Source organism: Stenotrophomonas maltophilia group sp. Smal32, assembly GCF_030237085.1.
Taxonomy (GTDB): domain Bacteria; phylum Pseudomonadota; class Gammaproteobacteria; order Xanthomonadales; family Xanthomonadaceae; genus Stenotrophomonas; species Stenotrophomonas maltophilia_Q.
Window position 1 is genome coordinate 1 of sequence record NZ_JASJSI010000035.1, and the last position, 15,417, is coordinate 15,417.

19 protein-coding genes are annotated in these 15,417 nt (G+C 67.8%); 10 read left to right on the plus strand and 9 right to left on the minus strand.

What is annotated here, in order from left to right; all coding sequences use genetic code 11:
* Positions 1–144: 144 nt before the first annotated feature.
* Positions 145–660, plus strand: a complete 516-nt coding sequence (gene fabA, locus QRO91_RS10645) for a 3-hydroxyacyl-[acyl-carrier-protein] dehydratase FabA (protein ID WP_049432293.1) — start codon at positions 145–147, stop codon at positions 658–660.
* Positions 660–1,868: a beta-ketoacyl-ACP synthase I gene (gene fabB, locus QRO91_RS10650; RefSeq protein WP_197650829.1), complete on the plus strand. Its 1,209-nt coding sequence runs from the start codon at positions 660–662 to the stop codon at positions 1,866–1,868. Before fabA ends, fabB begins: the two co-directional genes overlap by 1 nt.
* A gap of 61 nt (positions 1,869–1,929) precedes the next feature.
* Here fabB and QRO91_RS10655 read toward each other — a convergent pair whose 3' ends face one another.
* The 3 genes from QRO91_RS10655 to QRO91_RS10665 are packed head-to-tail and all read right to left on the minus strand — an operon-like array spanning position 1,930 to position 4,372.
* The gene (locus QRO91_RS10655) at positions 1,930–2,613 is read right to left on the minus strand and encodes an HAD family phosphatase (protein WP_049432300.1); all 684 of its coding nucleotides are present in this window, start codon (positions 2,611–2,613) and stop codon (positions 1,930–1,932) included.
* Entirely contained in the window at positions 2,610–3,311 is a 702-nt protein-coding gene (locus QRO91_RS10660) for a pseudouridine synthase (RefSeq protein ID WP_049432302.1), read from the minus strand. The genes QRO91_RS10655 and QRO91_RS10660 overlap by 4 nt, the downstream gene beginning before the upstream one ends.
* Positions 3,308–4,372 carry a class I SAM-dependent methyltransferase gene (locus tag QRO91_RS10665; protein ID WP_197620153.1) on the minus strand — a complete coding sequence of 355 codons (1,065 nt, stop codon included), beginning with the start codon at positions 4,370–4,372 and terminating at the stop codon, positions 3,308–3,310. The genes QRO91_RS10660 and QRO91_RS10665 overlap by 4 nt, the downstream gene beginning before the upstream one ends.
* Before the next feature lie 157 nt (positions 4,373–4,529).
* Here QRO91_RS10665 and QRO91_RS10670 point away from each other — a divergent pair, with 157 nt between their 5' ends.
* Positions 4,530–4,793, plus strand: a complete 264-nt coding sequence (locus QRO91_RS10670; protein WP_005407925.1) for a hypothetical protein — start codon at positions 4,530–4,532, stop codon at positions 4,791–4,793.
* Between the two features lie 72 nt (positions 4,794–4,865).
* Here QRO91_RS10670 and QRO91_RS10675 read toward each other — a convergent pair whose 3' ends face one another.
* Both QRO91_RS10675 and QRO91_RS10680 read right to left on the minus strand, forming a co-directional pair.
* Complete coding sequence (locus tag QRO91_RS10675) at positions 4,866–5,159, minus strand: DUF3247 family protein (protein ID WP_049432308.1); 294 nt, start codon at positions 5,157–5,159, stop codon at positions 4,866–4,868.
* Positions 5,160–5,202: 43 nt separating this feature from the next.
* On the minus strand, positions 5,203–7,191 hold the full coding sequence (locus tag QRO91_RS10680; RefSeq protein WP_285310386.1) for an ATP-binding protein: 1,989 nt from the start codon (positions 7,189–7,191) through the stop codon (positions 5,203–5,205).
* A 243-nt stretch (positions 7,192–7,434) separates the two neighbouring features.
* On the opposite strand from QRO91_RS10680, the gene QRO91_RS10685 reads away from it, so the two are divergent.
* The gene (locus QRO91_RS10685) at positions 7,435–8,001 is read left to right on the plus strand and encodes a DUF3016 domain-containing protein (RefSeq protein ID WP_049432316.1); all 567 of its coding nucleotides are present in this window, start codon (positions 7,435–7,437) and stop codon (positions 7,999–8,001) included.
* A 111-nt stretch (positions 8,002–8,112) separates the two neighbouring features.
* On the opposite strand, the gene alr is transcribed toward QRO91_RS10685, so the two are convergent.
* Complete coding sequence (alr, locus tag QRO91_RS10690) at positions 8,113–9,180, minus strand: alanine racemase (protein ID WP_049432321.1); 1,068 nt, start codon at positions 9,178–9,180, stop codon at positions 8,113–8,115.
* Positions 9,159–10,463 (minus strand): D-amino acid dehydrogenase, encoded by a 1,305-nt coding sequence (locus QRO91_RS10695; RefSeq protein WP_014035841.1) that lies wholly within the window; start codon positions 10,461–10,463, stop codon positions 9,159–9,161. The genes alr and QRO91_RS10695 overlap by 22 nt, the downstream gene beginning before the upstream one ends.
* Positions 10,464–10,612: 149 nt before the next feature.
* Here QRO91_RS10695 and QRO91_RS10700 point away from each other — a divergent pair, with 149 nt between their 5' ends.
* Positions 10,613–11,092 carry a winged helix-turn-helix transcriptional regulator gene (locus QRO91_RS10700; RefSeq protein WP_005407919.1) on the plus strand — a complete coding sequence of 160 codons (480 nt, stop codon included), beginning with the start codon at positions 10,613–10,615 and terminating at the stop codon, positions 11,090–11,092.
* Between the two features lie 100 nt (positions 11,093–11,192).
* Here the strand turns inward: QRO91_RS10700 and QRO91_RS10705 are convergent, their stop codons facing one another.
* Both QRO91_RS10705 and QRO91_RS10710 read right to left on the minus strand, forming a co-directional pair.
* Entirely contained in the window at positions 11,193–11,378 is a 186-nt protein-coding gene (locus tag QRO91_RS10705; RefSeq protein WP_197650968.1) for a lana protein, read from the minus strand.
* A gap of 114 nt (positions 11,379–11,492) precedes the next feature.
* The gene (locus QRO91_RS10710) at positions 11,493–11,864 is read right to left on the minus strand and encodes a classical arabinogalactan protein 4 (RefSeq protein WP_285310387.1); all 372 of its coding nucleotides are present in this window, start codon (positions 11,862–11,864) and stop codon (positions 11,493–11,495) included.
* A 141-nt stretch (positions 11,865–12,005) separates the two neighbouring features.
* On the opposite strand from QRO91_RS10710, the gene msrB reads away from it, so the two are divergent.
* From msrB to QRO91_RS10735, 5 genes are all read left to right on the plus strand, one after another.
* Positions 12,006–12,473: a peptide-methionine (R)-S-oxide reductase MsrB gene (gene msrB / locus QRO91_RS10715; protein ID WP_285310388.1), complete on the plus strand. Its 468-nt coding sequence runs from the start codon at positions 12,006–12,008 to the stop codon at positions 12,471–12,473.
* Between the two features lie 91 nt (positions 12,474–12,564).
* Positions 12,565–13,419 (plus strand): flagellar motor stator protein MotA, encoded by an 855-nt coding sequence (gene motA / locus QRO91_RS10720; protein WP_005407915.1) that lies wholly within the window; start codon positions 12,565–12,567, stop codon positions 13,417–13,419.
* A 3-nt stretch (positions 13,420–13,422) separates the two neighbouring features.
* The gene (gene motB, locus QRO91_RS10725; RefSeq protein WP_197633014.1) at positions 13,423–14,361 is read left to right on the plus strand and encodes a flagellar motor protein MotB; all 939 of its coding nucleotides are present in this window, start codon (positions 13,423–13,425) and stop codon (positions 14,359–14,361) included.
* Between the two features lie 127 nt (positions 14,362–14,488).
* Positions 14,489–14,980, plus strand: a complete 492-nt coding sequence (locus QRO91_RS10730) for a hypothetical protein (RefSeq protein ID WP_197620149.1) — start codon at positions 14,489–14,491, stop codon at positions 14,978–14,980.
* A 13-nt stretch (positions 14,981–14,993) separates the two neighbouring features.
* Complete coding sequence (locus QRO91_RS10735; RefSeq protein ID WP_049432338.1) at positions 14,994–15,269, plus strand: DUF4031 domain-containing protein; 276 nt, start codon at positions 14,994–14,996, stop codon at positions 15,267–15,269.
* The last annotated feature ends 148 nt before the right edge of the window (positions 15,270–15,417 follow it).

Consider the following 15,417-nt stretch of genomic DNA (forward strand, 5'->3'; position numbering starts at 1 on the left):
GACAGGTCGTTGCACATCAACAGGATGCGCGTATTCCCTTGAAAACACTACGGTTGCGTACGGTTGAAATGTTTGATCGGCGCAGTTTCCACGGGCATTCTCGGGCGCTTGTTTCCCTGTTCTTCGCTTCCAGGATTGTGCTTCATGACCCGTCTCCACGCGTTCAACCGCGAACAGCTGCTGGCCAGCGCACGCGGTGAACTGTTCGGCACCGCTGCCGGCCGTCTGCCCAACGACCCGATGCTGATGTTCGACCGCATCACCGAAATCCGCGAGGACGGCGGACCGCATGGCAAAGGCATGGTACGCGCCGAACTGGATATCCGCCCGGACCTGTGGTTCTTCGGCTGCCATTTCATCGGCGACCCGGTGATGCCCGGCTGCCTGGGCCTGGATGCCATGTGGCAGCTGACCGGCTTCTTCCTGACCTGGCTGGGCGCCCCCGGCAAGGGCCGCGCGCTGGGCTGTGGGGAGGTGAAGTTCACCGGCCAGGTGCTGCCGGACGCCAAGCTGGTGCGCTACGAGATCGACATCAGCCGCGTCATCAACCGCAAGCTGGTGATGGCCCAGTCCGATGCCCGCATGTACGTGGATGACCGCGAAATCTACAGCGCGCGCGACCTGCGCGTCGGCCTGTTCACTGAAACCGGGAGCTTCTGATGCGTCGCGTCGTCATCACCGGCATGGGCATCACGTCCTGCCTCGGCAATGATCTGGATACTGTTTCGGCCGCGCTGCGCGAAGGGCGCTCCGGCATCACTGCACTGGCCGACCATGCCGAGGCCGGCCTGCGCAGCCAGATCGGCGGCCGCGTCGATCTCGATCTGGACGCGCTGATCGACCGCAAGCAGAAGCGCTTCATGAGCGATGCGGCGGCCTTCGCCTATCTGGCCATGCGCGACGCCATCGCCGATGCCGGGCTCAGCGCCGAGCAGGTCAGCAGCCTGCGCACCGGCCTGATCGCCGGTTCCGGTGGCGGCTCCAGCGAATGGCAGATCGGCGCGGTCGATCTGCTGCGCGAGCGTGGCGTGCGCAAGGTCGGCCCGTACATGGTGCCGCGCACGATGTGCTCGACCGTCTCGGCCTGCCTGGCCACGGCCTACCAGATCAAGGGCGTCAGCTACTCGCTGTCGGCCGCCTGCGCGACGTCGGCACACTGCATCGGCGCCGCCGCGGACATGATCCGCCATGGCGCGCAGGACATCATGTTCGCCGGTGGCGGTGAAGACCTGCACTGGTCGATGAGCGTGATGTTCGACGCGATGGGCGCACTGTCGACCAGCTTCAACGAGACCCCGGCCAGCGCTTCGCGTCCGTACGACAAGGACCGCGACGGCTTCGTCATCGCCGGTGGTGGCGGCATGCTGGTGCTGGAAGACTACGACCACGCCGTAGCCCGCGGCGCGCACATCCATGCCGAGCTGATCGGCTATGGCGTCACCTCCGATGGTGCCGACATGGTGGCTCCGTCCGGTGAAGGCGCGGTGCGCTGCATGAAGATGGCGCTGCAGGGCGTCGATCGTCCGCTGGACTACCTCAACACCCACGGCACCTCGACGCCGCTGGGGGATGTCACCGAGCTCAACGCCATCCGCGAAGTGTTCGGCGATGCAGTACCGCCGCTGTCCTCGACCAAGGCACTGTCCGGCCACTCGCTGGGCGCGGCCAGCGTGCATGAGGCGATCTACTGCCTGCTGATGATGCGCGACGGCTTCGTCGCCGGTTCGGCCAACATCGGCGAGCTGGACCCGAGGGTGGAGAGCTTCCCGATCCTGCGCGAAAGCCGCGAGCAGAAGCTGGATACGGTGATGTCCAACAGCTTCGGCTTCGGTGGCACCAACGCCGCGCTGGTGTTCGGGCGGGTGTGATGGGAACAGGTGTGCCGACCAACGGTCGGCACCCACCCTCAGGGGCGGTTGGCACCCACCGTTACTTCGGCAACAACGGCACCAGCAATGCGTGCGCGTCCACCAGCGATCCAACGATGCGGTGGCCCAGGGCCCGCAACTCTTCATCCGGATGCACCAGGTCCGGCACCTGGATCACCGTCATGCCGGCCGCCAGTGCCGCACGCGTACCCGCCGGCGAATCCTCCAGCGCCAGGCACCGCTCCGGCGCCTGCCCCAGCCGCTGCGCGGCCAGCAGATAGATGTCCGGCGCCGGCTTCGGCCGCGCCACGTCGCCACTGGTGATCACCGCATCGAAGTACGGCAGCAGTCCGGCCGCCGCCAGCTTGCGGTTGGCCCGTGGCTGCCGCGTAGTGGTCGCCACCGCGCGCGGAACCGCATGCGCCTTCAGCAATTCCAGCAGCTCCAGGATGCCCGGCCGCAACGGCAGGCCGGTCTGCGTGCGTGCTTCATACAGCTCGTGGCAGCGCGCGGCCACCGCCTCGATCACGCTGTCCTCGATGCCCTGCGCACGTAGCAGCGCGTGCGTGTCGCGATCACCGAGGCCGACCATGCGCAGGAACACCGTTTCATCCAGGCCCAGTCCGAACTCGTCGGCGGCCTGGCTCCAGCAGGCCAGCGAGACCCGCTCGCTGTCGATCATCAAGCCGTCCATGTCGAAGATGACGGCGTCGGGGAGGAACGGCAGCGCAGCAATGTTGGTCATGGAGCGAACAGCGTATCCAGGTCGGTGGAAGTGAGCTGCCGCCATTGCCCCTCGTCCAGCCCCTGCAGGTCCAGCCCGCCGACGCGGCTGCGATGCAGGGCCTGCACGTGGTTGCCGGTGGCGGCGAACATGCGGCGTACCTGATGGTAGCGGCCTTCGTGCAGCACAAGGCGCGCGCGGCGCACATCCAGCACTTCCAGTTCAGCCGGCAGCAGGGGCGTCTTCTCGGACTCCAGCATCAGCGTGCCGCTGGCGAACAGCGCCGCTTCGTCGCCGCGCAGGTCGTCGCTCAGCTCCACTTCGTAGACCTTGGGCAGCTTCGACTTCGGCGAGATGATCCGATGCAGCAGGCCACCGTCGTCGGTCAGCAGCAGCAGGCCACTGGTCTCGCGGTCGAGGCGGCCGACCGTGGACAGCACCGGATCGCGGTCGCGGAAGCGCGGTGGCAGCAGGTCGTAGATCAGGCGGCCGGTGTCCTTGGTCGAGCAGGTATAGCCGGCCGGCTTGTGCAGCGCGATCGACAACCCGGCCGGCGGGTCCAGCGGCTCGCCATCGACACGGATGGCCTCGTGTGGCACCTGGTCGTCGGCGTACAGCACCTCGCCGTCGGCGTCGGTGACGCGTCCCTCGCGGAACATCCACTGCACCTGCTTGCGGCTGCCGTAGCCCAGGTTGGCGATGTGCTTGACCAGCTTCACCGGCCCTTCCCCTTCACCGCTTCGACCAGCTTGAAGCCATCGCGCTCGGCAATCACGCGCACGGCACCGAAGCTGTCGTTGAGGGTGTGCTCGTACGGCAGGTGGCGATTTGCCACCACGTACAGGCGCCCGCCCGGGCGCAACGCCTGCGCGGCCACGGCGATGAAGCGCTGGCCGATGTCCGGGCGGTCGGCGCGCGACGGCGTGTGGAACGGCGGATTGCTGATGATGACGTCGTAGCCCGGCTCGATGCCGGCGGTGACGTCCTGCCACAGGAAGCGCAGCGGCAGCGGGCGCGGCGGCGGCGCCAGGTTCAGCTCGGCCAGCGCCAACGCACGTTGCTCGGCCTCGTACAGGTCCAGCGCGGTGATCTTCGGGCAACGCTCCAGCAGTTCGCGCGACAGGTAGCCGTAGCCCGCGCCGAGGTCGGCGGCACGCCCGGCCAGGTCGGCCGGCAGGTGCTCGGCCAGCAGCGCCGACGCGGGATCGATGCGGTCCCAGGCGAACACGCCCGGGCGGCTGAGGAAGCGGCCACCCACGATCGGGCGCACCGCGTCCAGCGCCGACCAGCGCTTGGCCAGGTCGGCGTCGTGCTGGCCCTGCAGCGGGGCGGTCCAGTACACGCGGCAATGGTTCTTGGTCAGGCTGCCGCCGAGGCCGGCCAGCTGCTTGAGGTCGCCCTCGCCCGAGCGCGCGCCTTCGTTGTTGGATTGGCAGGCGACGATGCGGCCGCCGTCGGCGACCAGCGCCAACGCGCGGGCGAACAGCGCGCGGGCTTCTTCACGCTGGCGCGGCGGCAGCACCAGCACCAGCGGGTAGCGGCCCTTGCCTGCGGCATCGTCCAGCTGGCCGCTGACGGTCCAGCCGGCGGCCTGCTGCAGCGGCTGCGCGAACGGGGCAAAACTCTGCTCGCAGTGCAGCTCGCGGTTGCCGGCCACTTCTCGCAGCGGCCAGCCATCGCGGGCACGCAGGAAGGCCACCGGGCCCTCCGGCCAGCGCAGGGCACCTTGGGAGAACGGCAGGAACAGGGTCTGCAGGGGGGCGTCGTCGCTGGAGGCCATCGGCGCGGGTACTTCAAGCGTGAGGGCCGTCCATTGTACCGGCTTGGCCGGGCCGGCCCCGCCAGGCCGCTTTGCGAAACCCGAACGGGGCCTTGATCCGCCAGCAACATTGGAACGTTCAGGGTAGAGGCTCCCCCGGAAACCCAGGAGAACCTGCATGCGAGCCTTGTTCGTCGGTGGCGTGGTCGACAACAGTGAAATGGACCTGGAAGGCAGCCATCCGCCCGTGCACTACCCCGAGGACACCGGCGGCGGCCACTCACGCTACCGGCTGCACCAGGTCGGCCATGGCGCCGATGGCAGCGTGGCCTATGCAGTGTATGGTGCGCCGGACCTGGCCGACGACGAGGTGGCCCGGGTCGCGGAGGAACGCGCCTATGCGCGGCGGTTCGAGGCGACGCCGACGTTGTTCGAGCATTGATGCACCGGTGTAGCGCCCGAGCCCACGCTCGGGTGACGGCGCAGCCGAGCGTGGGCTCGGCTCTACATCCGATCAAGGCGCCCTGGGTGGCAGACGGTTGACGCTGGCGATCTCGTCCAGCCACACATGGTGCTGCTGCACCGGCGTGTCGTAGTCATCCAGGCGCAACTGGCCGTTGCTGCCTTCATCGCCGGCGTCATTGCGGTACTGCTGCACGGTCGGCTTCACCGCCACCGTGCCGAGCAGGCGCCGGCCGTCGTGCAGGGTCAGTTCCACCTGCGTTTCGCCCTCCAGCTGCGGCAGCAGGGCTTCCAGGCGCGCGATCTGCGCCGGATCGGTATGGATGCGGGGAGCAATACGGGACATCGGCGACCTCCTGATTGCAGGGTCGCCGATCGGCCGTGAATGTTCAGTGCAGCGCGCTGTCGGCGCGCGGCACCTGCACCTTGCGCACGGCGGCCACCAGCTGCGCCACCGAATACGGCTTGGCGACGTGCTCCTGGAAGCCCGAGGCCAGCGCGCGGCGCCGATCATCGGCACGCGCCAGTGCGGTCACCGCCACCGCGGGCAGTGTTGCGGCATCCACGCCCATGTCCTCGCGCAGCGTGCGTACCAGCCCGTAGCCATCCATGCCCGGCATGCCGATGTCGGTCAGCATCACGTGGTACTGCAGATGGCCTGTGTCGGCCAGCAGTGCCAGTGCCTCGCCGGCCGAACTGGCCGCCGACACGCTGGCGCCCTGCTTTTCCAGCATGCGCCGCAGGTACTCCAGCACCTCCGGCTGGTCTTCCACCGCCAACACGTGCATGCCCCGCAGCGGATACGGCTCGACGATCACCGGCTCCAGGATCGGCCCGCTGATGACTTCGCGCAGCGGCCGGCGCTCGGCATCCGGCAGGTGCTGCGGGAGGCGCACGGTGAACGTGGCGCCGTGGCCATGGCCTTCGCTGGCGGCGGCAACGGTACCGCCGTGCAGTTCAACCAGCTGCTGCACGATCGCCAGGCCCAGGCCGAGGCCGCCATGGCGGCGCGTGGTGGTGCCATCGGCCTGGCGGAAGCGGCTGAACAGGTGGTTGAGGAACTCCGGTGCGATGCCATCACCGGTATCGCGCACCGTAATCACCCAGTGGTTGCCGTCGGCCTGCAACTGCACGTCGATGCGGCCTTCGGCCGGGGTGAACTTGATCGCGTTCGACAGCAGGTTCCAGAACACCTGCTGCAGGCGGGTGGCATCGCCGAGCACGGGGCTTGGCTGCTCGGGCAGCTGCAGGTGCACGTCCAGCGCCTTGCCCTCGGCCACCAGTTCCTGCGCGCCGATGGCCTCGCCCAGCAGCGTGCGCAGGTCCAGCACTTCCACTTCCAGCTGTACCTTGCCCAGCAGCATGCTGCTGAGGTCGAGCATGTCCGAGATCAGCCGCTTCTGCGCGCCGGCGCTGTTGGCGATCACGTTCAAGCCCTTGTACAGCGGGCTGGTGCTGTCCACGCGCTGCAGCAGCAGTTCGCTCCAACCGAGGATGGTGGTCAGCGGCGTGCGCAGCTCGTGCGACAGCGTGGCCAGGAATTCGTCCTTCAACCGCGCCATGTTCTCGGCGGCACTGCGCGCGGCGCGCTCGGACTGCAGCAGTTCCTCGCGTGCCAGTTCGATCTCGCGGCGCTCGGTCACGTCCGGACTGCTGCCGGCCAGACCGATGAAGCGGCCCATGCGCGAGAAGCGCGGGCGCGCGTTCATCTCCAGCCAGCGCCATTGGCCGTCGGCGCGGCGCGCGCGTACCAGCGCATGCATCGAACGCTGCGCCTTCAATGCTTCCTGCAGCTCGTACTCGAATACGGACGCATCATCCGGGTGCACCAGGCCGCGCCATACATCTTCCGGAACGCGCGTTTCATCGCCACCGAAGAACTCGCTGAAGGCGCTGTTGACGAAGCGGGCGTGGCCGCGCTCGTCGAGTACCCATACCGGCATCGGCAGGCCATCGGCCAGTGCGCTGAAGCGGGCCTCGCTTTCACCCAGCTCCACTTCCATCTGCTTGCGCGCGGTGATGTCGAAGAACAGGATGCCGACCTTGTCTTCTCCCGGTCGCCCCACCCGCACCGCGTCGACCGCGAAGGAGCGGCCCAGCGCTCGTGCCTCCATCTCGAACTGCGCCGGCCGGCCGCTGCGTGCGACCTCGCCGTAGATGCGGAACCAGTCCTGCTCGTGGTGCGGCTCCAGCGCCGTCATGCGCTGACCGCGTGCGTCCTTCAATCCGGTATGGCGCTCGAAGGCGTCGTTGACCTCGATGAAACGGTAGTCCACCGCGCGGTCACCTTCGAACAGCACCTGGATCACGCAGAAACCGGCGTTGATGCGCTCAAGCACGCCATGATGCAGGTCGGGTTCGGGCGCCGGCACCATCATCGGTGGGCGCTCCACTAGGGGCGGCAGTGTGGACAAGGGCGTCTGGACGGGCCGGATTGGAAACACAGCATGTTCCAGAGAGCGTATTCACAGCGTCAAGCGCCGTCAGTCAGGGTTGACGACGATGAATTGGCGGCAACCACTCTTGTGTATGACGCATTCGGCCATTGCCGTTGCCCGGGAGCGGGATCACACTCGATCCGTAATCAATATCGTCCCCCTCAGGGGATGCAGGAGACCGTCATGAACCGCTCACTTGCTGCCGCCCTTCTGCTGGCCAGTGCCCTTGTGGCAGGCGGCGCCCATGCTGCGCCACGCGCGGTGACCGATCCGGAAGCCCCGCGTGCGTTGCAGGCCAATGGCCCGGTCAGCGTGAAATGGGAGGATCCGGCCAAGTTCACCGAGATCCGCCAGAGCACCAACCGCTTCGAGGCCGAACGCGGTGACTGGGTACAGCAGCTGGCCCGCTACCTGCAGACCACCGCCGCCAAACCGCTGCAGCCCGGACAGACACTCGATGTGACCCTGGTCGACATCAAGCGTGCCGGTGACTACGAGCCGTGGCACGGCCCGCGTGCGCGCGACATCCGCGTGATGCGCGATATCTACCCGCCCCGCATCACCCTGCAGTACACGTTGAAGGACGCCGACGGCCGTATTGTGAGCGAAGGCGACGCCCGCCTGAGCGACTCCGGCTACCTGCAGGGCAGTGGGTTGCTGACCAACAGCGATCCGCTGCGCTACGAGAAGCGCCTGATTGATGACTGGGTGAAGCGCCAGCTGGCCAGCCAGGCCACCGCTGCGCGGTAATGCCGGGCGACGCGCCCCACCGGGCTGCGCAGCAATGCCCGGCAACGCGACCCACCGGTAGGTGTCGACCTTGGTCGACACACGTTCCCGGAGCCGAGCGTAGGCTCGGCTCTACACGTACACCTTCGCCACGCGCTTGACCGCGCACGGCAGCTGGTACGCGCTCACGCCGCATCGCGGCGCCAGTTCCGCCAACGTCGGCGCACTGCCCCACAGTTCCACCACGCTGCCCACCGCGGCCTGCGGATGCGCGGTCAGGTCCACCGTCAGCATGTCCATCGACACGCGGCCGATCAGCGTGCCGGGCTGGCCGTCGATCAGCACCGGCGTGCCGTTCGGGGCAAACTGCGGATAACCGTCGGCATAGCCGAGTGCAACCACACCCACGCGGGTGCGCGCCTTGGCCACGAAGCGCGCGCCATAACCCACCGGCTCACCCGCTTCGATCCAGCGTTCGGCGATCACCTTCGACTGCATCGTCATCACCGGGCGCAGGCGCTCGGTCAGCGTGGTGTCGTCCGGCAGCGGATTTGCGCCATACAGCATCAGGCCCGGGCGCACCCAGTCACTGCGCACGTCCGGCCAGCCCAGCAGCGCCGGCGAGTTGCAGACGCTGGTCTCGCCGTGCAGGCCGTCGATGGCGCGCGCGAACGTCGCCGCCTGTTCGTGGGTGCGTTCGCTGTCCAGCTCGTCGGCGCGCGCCAGGTGGGTCATCAGCACGATGCGCTCGACCTGCGGCAGCGCCGACAGGCGCGCGTGCGCCGCGCGGAAGCTGTCCACGTCCAGGCCTAGGCGATGCATGCCGCTGTCCAGCTTCAGCCACACCGTCAACGGGCGGGGGCTGTCGAAGGCGGCCACGGCCTCCAGCTGCCACGGCGAACCGACGGCGAACCAGAAATCATGCTCGGCCACCAACGCCATGTCGCTGGGTTCGAAAATGCCCTCCAGCAGCAGGATCGGCGCACGGATGCCGGCCTGGCGCAGTTCCAGCGCTTCTTCGATGGTGGCCACGCCGAAACCATCGGCCTCGTCTTCCAGCGCCTGGGCACAGCGCACCGCGCCATGGCCATAGGCATCGGCCTTGATGATCGCCAGGGCCTTGCCACCGCCCAGTTCACGGGCGAGCCGGTAGTTGCTGCGCAGAGCGCCCAGATCGATCAGCGCGCGGGCAGGACGCATGTGCGGTTCTCGTGTTGCGGCGCGTGACCGTACTGGCCGTAGCGGAAAATATCCAGGCCTTCGGTGCTGATCTGCGGCTGGCGCGCGCTCATCAGGTCGGCCAGGTAGCGACCCGAACCGCAGGCCATGGTCCAGCCCAGCGTGCCGTGGCCGGTGTTGAGGTACAGGTTGCGGAACGGCGTGGCGCCGATTACCGGCGTGCCATCCGGCGTGGCCGGGCGCAGGCCGGTCCAGAACTGCGCGCGCGACAGGTCGCCGCCCTTCGGGTACAGGTCGCTGACCACCAGTTCCAGGGTCTCGCGGCGGCGCTGCGACAACGACAGGTCGAAGCCGGCCACTTCGGCCATGCCACCGACGCGGATGCGGTCGTCGAAGCGGGTCACCGCCACCTTGTAGCTCTCGTCGAGGATGGTCGACGTGGGCGCCATCGCCGGGTCGGTGATCGGCAGGGTCAGCGAGTAGCCCTTCAGCGGGTACACCGGCAGGCGCATGCCCAGCGGCGCGACCAGCGCCGGCGAGTAGCTGCCCAGTGCAACCACGAAGCGGTCGGCGGTTTCCAGCTTGCCGTCGATGCGCACGCCGGTGATGCGGTCGCCGTCGAACTCCAGGCCGGTGATGTCCTGGTCGAAACGGAACTCGACGCCGGCGTCCACGCACATCTGCGCCAGGCGGCGGGTGAACAGCTGGCAGTCGCCGGTCTGGTCGCGCGGCAGGCGCAGCGCGCCGACCAGGCCATCGACGTGGGCCAGCGCAGGCTCGGCCTGGATGATGCCGGCGCGGTCCAGCACCTCGTACGGCACGCCGTACTGGGCCAGGATCTCGATGTCCTGCGCCGAGGCATCCAGCTGCTGCTGGGTGCGGAACAACTGGGTGGTGCCCAGGTCGCGGCCTTCGAATTCGATGCCGATCTGCGCGCGCAGCTCGTTCAGGCAGTCGCGACTGTACTCGGACATGCGCACCATGCGCGCCTTGTTGATCGCGTAGCGCTCGTGGGTGCAGTTGCGCAGCATCTGCCACAGCCAGCGGTACTGGGCCAGGTCCATGCCCGGCTTGATCGCCAGCGGCGCGTGCTTTTCGAACAGCCAGCCGATCGCCTTCTTCGGCACGCCCGGCGCCGCCCACGGCGAGGTGTACCCGAACGACAGCTGGCCGGCATTGGCGAAGCTGGTTTCCAGCGCCGGGCCGGGCTGACGGTCGATGACCGTGACTTCAAACCCGGCCTGTCGCAGGTACCAGGCACTGGTGGTGCCGATCACGCCGCTGCCGAGAACTAGGACTCGCATGGGACTTCTCCAACCCGATCATTCCCTGCACTGGAGCGTGCCGGGACCATAATTGGGGAAGTATAGACAGCCGATACCAGTAGATTTGCCTGATTTGCAATAGACCGGCAGGATGTTCTCCTGCAATTCATTCCGCAAGGTTGACGGCCATGGCCACCCGTACCCGCGAACTGGACAAGATCGACCGCAAGATCCTGCGCATCCTGCAGGCCGAAGGCCGCATCTCCTTCACCGAACTGGGTGAGCGGGTCGGCCTGTCCACCACCCCATGCACCGAGCGCGTACGCCGGCTGGAGCGCGAGGGGGTGATCACCGGTTACCACGCCCACCTGGACCCTGCGGCGGTGAAGGCCAGCCTGCTGGTGTTCGTGGAGATCAGCCTGGCGTACAAGTCCGGCGACATCTTCGAGGAATTCCGCCGCGCCGCCCTGAAGCTGCCCAACGTGCTGGAGTGCCACCTGGTCTCGGGCGACTTCGATTACCTGCTGAAGGCACGGATCAGCGAGATGGCCTCCTACCGCAAGCTGCTGGGCAGCACGCTGCTGACGCTGCCGCATGTACGTGAGTCGAAGAGCTACATCGTGATGGAAGAGGTGAAGGAGACGCTGAGCCTGCCGATTCCCGATTGAGCCGGCGGGGGTGGGGTCAGAGCCCGCTGCGCGGGATCCGACCCCGGCCGGGGGATGCGAGGGGTCAGATCCCGCAACGCGGGCTCTGACCCCGATTCCGTCAGCGCTGCTGCGGGTGCTTCTGCGAACGCTGCTCCTGCTGCCTGCCGCCCTTGTGCGGCTGCTGCGGGTCCATCTGTTGCTGTTGCTGTTGCTGCTGTTGCTGCGGGTTGCGGCCCTGCGGTTCCTTGCCGGGATGACGGTTCTGCTGGTTTTTCATGATCGCGATCCAGTGGACGAAGGACATGCGGCGGCGGGGTGCCGACGCAGGGCCACGGTGGTCCCGGATCGGTTAATCGCAGGCGAAAAAGCAGTGAGCGCCCGCAGGCTGTTTTCGGCAGTTCAGCTACACCGCCCCGCGCTAGCGGATCTGCTGGCCATCGCCCTGCGGCACGCTGTCGTAATAGCGGCCCGTGCGCGAGTCGAACACGCGGTTCGGCCCGGCCGGGCGCACCCCGGGAATGATGCGGCCGTTGCGGTCGTAGACCTTGTCAGCCGGTTTCGGCGCGGGAGATGGCGCGACCTGGGCCGGGCCGGTGGATCTGATCGGCTGCGCCGGCTGCGGCGTGGGCAGCACCTGCGGCTGCGGGCGTGCCGGCTGTGGTGGCGGTGTCACCGGCGCGGGCGCCACGGTGGTGGCGCTGCGCGTGGCGGTCGGGTCGGCGGTGGGCACCTGGGCCAGCGCCGTCGCCGGCAGCAGGGCGATCAACAGCAGGGAAAGAGTCGGTTTCATGGCACGCTCCGGCATGGATCGGCTTCACCTTGCGCCCGTGCGCGTGTGCCCCCCATGAACGGCCATCACACTTGCAAGCCGGGCCCGGCACCCCCACCTTTTCCCGCATCCCCAGGCCATCACCCCCCACCGAGCGCCCCCATGACCGCCTTCGACCTGACGCCCCCCACTACCACCCAGACCGAGGCGCTGGTCGCCGGCCTCAGCAGCGAAGAGCGCCGCGTGCTGCTGCAGCACGGCACCGAGGCACCGTTCTGTGGCGTGTTCCTCGACAACAAGCGTGAGGGCGTCTACTGCTGCCGGCTGTGCGCGCTGCCGCTGTTCCGCTCCAGTACCAAGTTCGATTCCGGCACTGGCTGGCCCAGCTTCTTCGCGCCGTTCGACCCGGCGCATGTGCGCGAGATCCGCGATACCAGCCACGGCATGGTCCGCACCGAGATCACCTGCGCGCGCTGCGGCAGCCACCTGGGCCACGTGTTCCCGGACGGCCCGCCGCCGACCTACGAGCGCCACTGCCTGAACTCCGTCTCACTTTCGTTCACCGGCAATGGCGAGCCTTGGCCCGATCCGCTGCAGCGCGGCGGCGCTGAAGCCGGCGTGGCGGGCTGAAACATCCCGCTGACCGATTTCACAGAATTCCCTCTTCAGAAAACCAGGCGACGGGCCGACAAGGAGATATCCCCTCTCCTTGCGTCGCCCCATGCTCATCATCGTTGGATTCCTGGTCGTCATCATCAGCGTGATCGGGGGCTACCTCGGTGCCCACGGCCGCCTGGGTGCCCTCTGGCAACCCTACGAACTGGTCATCATCGGCGGCGCCGCACTCGGCGCCTTTCTGGTCGGTACCCCGGCCAAGACGGTCAAGCAGACCCTGCAGGCCATGGTGGGCGTGTTCAAGGGCCCCCGCTACAAGCAGCAGGACTACATCGACGTCCTCAGCCTGCTCTATGAACTGCTGAACAAGGCGCGCCGCGAAGGCTTCATGGCACTGGAAGACCATGTCGAGCGCCCAGCCGAGAGCGCCTTGTTCGGCAACTATCCCAAGGTGCAGGCCGACCATCACCTGATCGACTTCATCACCGACTGCCTGCGCCTGATGATCGGCAGCAACATCGAGCCGCACGAGCTGGAACCGCTGCTGGAACTGGAGCTGGAAAAGCACCATGCCGAAGCCATGGCGCCCTCGCAGGTGCTGACCAAGGTCGCCGACGGATTGCCCGGTTTCGGCATCGTGGCGGCGGTGCTGGGCATCGTCATCACCATGGGCTCGATCGGCGGCGACATCGTCGAAGTGGGCGGCCACGTGGCCGGTGCGCTGGTCGGTACCTTCCTCGGCATCCTGCTGGGCTACGGTTTCGTCGGCCCGATGGCGGCGGCCATGGAAGCCCGCGCCGAACAGGACAGCCGCATCTACGAATCGGTGAAGACCGCCCTGCTGGCCTGCCTGCGCGGCTACAACCCGAAGATCGCGCTGGAGTTTGCCCGCAAGACGCTGCCGTCGAACGTGCGCCCGGCCTTCTCCGATTTCGAGCAGCACCTGAAGACGGTCAAGTGAGCCATGGCCGAGAACAAGCCCACTGTCATCGTCCGCCGGGTCAAGAAGGCCGGCCACGCCGCCCATCACGGCGGCTCGTGGAAGGTGGCCTACGCTGACTTCGTGACCGCGATGATGGCGTTCTTCCTGGTGCTGTGGCTGATGGCCACCACCAACAAGAACGACCGTGCGGCCATTTCCGAGTACTTCCGCAACCCCAGCCCGCTGAGTGGCCAGAACGCCACGCCTGCACCCGGCATGGCCGGACCGGGCGGCGCCAGTACTTCGATGATCAAGCTGGGCGGTGCCACCGACATCTCGCGCGGCAGCAGCAATGATCCCTTCCAGAACCAGAAGGAGGCCGTGCCGCAGCCGGTGGACCAGCAGCAGCGCGACAAGCAGCAGCTGGAACAGCTGATGAAGGAGCTGCAGGAAGCGATCAGCAAGAGCCAGGCGCTGGAACCGTTCAAGGACCAGCTGCTGCTGGACCTGACCCCGGAGGGCCTGCGCATCCAGATCGTGGACAAGCAGAACCGGCCCATGTTCGACCTTGGCAGTGCCACGCTGAAGCCGTACACGCAGCAGATCCTGCACGAGCTGGCCGAGTACCTGAACCATGTGCCGAACCGGATCAGCCTGACCGGCCACACCGACATCACCGCCTATTCGGCCACACGCGGCTATGGCAACTGGGAACTGAGCGCCGATCGTGCCAACGCCGCACGGCGCGCACTGGTGGACGGCGGCCTGGATGACAGCAAGATCACCCGCGTGGTCGGCCTGTCCTCGTCCGTACTGTTCGACAAGGCCGACCCGCAGAACCCGATCAACCGCCGCATCAGCATCGTAGTGATGACCAAGGCCGCCGAGGAGGCCGCCCTGGCCGGTGCCGGCCCGCAGGTGGGGCTGTCGGCGCCGACCGTCGACCCGGATGTGCAGGCCGCGCAGGGTGAGGCAAAGTAGACGGTGGGTGCGGACCTTGATCCGCACATCCGGGAAAGCGTGCGGACCAAGGTCCGCACCCACCAGGGGCATCACCCGGCGCACCCGCTACAATGGCGGTCTTTCCGTTTCCAGGTGATCCCACCCCATGTCCCAGAACTCCAAGGCCAAGCGCGACAAGCGCAAGAAGCAGCAGGCCAAGCGCCCGTTCCTGCGCCTGAACGCCCAGCAGCAGGTGCAGAACCATGCCGTGCTGACCAACGAAGACGGCCAGGTGGTCGCCGCCATCGGCCTGCAGGGCCGTGAGTGGCTGCTGGCCATCGGCGGCCAGACCATGGGCAACGCCGAGAACCCGGTGCCGATGCTGGCCATGCTCAAGCACCTGTCCAACGTGCAGGAGAAGGAAGGCCGCAAGGTCAACCTGGAATATTCCGAACTGCTGCAGAAGCTGCTGGACACCCTGGCCGAAGAGTCCGGCCAGACCGCTGACGAGTACCTGGACAAGCTGGTTGCCGAGTTCGAAGGCGTCGACGCTGCTGAAGGCGAGGAAGGCGAAGCCGCCGAAGGTGACGTGGTTGAAGCTGCTGCCGATGCCAAGGCCACCCCGGCCGCTGACAGCGACAGCAAGCCGCAGGCCTGAACCGGCCGCGGCCGTGACGGTCTACGTCGATGACGCGGTGCATCCCTGGCGCGGACAGCGCTGGGCGCACCTGATGGCCGACACCCTGCCCGAGCTGCACGCCATGGCGGCGCAGCTCGGCATTCCCCTGCGGGCCTTCCAGAACAAGGCCAGCGGTGCCCACTACGATGTCACCGCCGAGCTGCGCGCGCAGGCAATCGCGCTCGGTGCGCGGGCCATTTCCCGGCACGCCGACCGTGACCTTGTCAAAGCCGTGATTGCCAACGCCAGGGCGCAGTACCGGCCGTAGGCAGGCTGCCGTTTGCCTCCTGTAGAGGCCAGGCCCCCGCCCGGGCCGCGCGCCCGGCCGCCGCCGGCCCCGGGGGCCGGGCCAGCCCCGGCCGCCCCGGCGCCGGGGGGGGGGGGGGGGCTGATTGCGGCGGCGCGCCCCGCCGCCG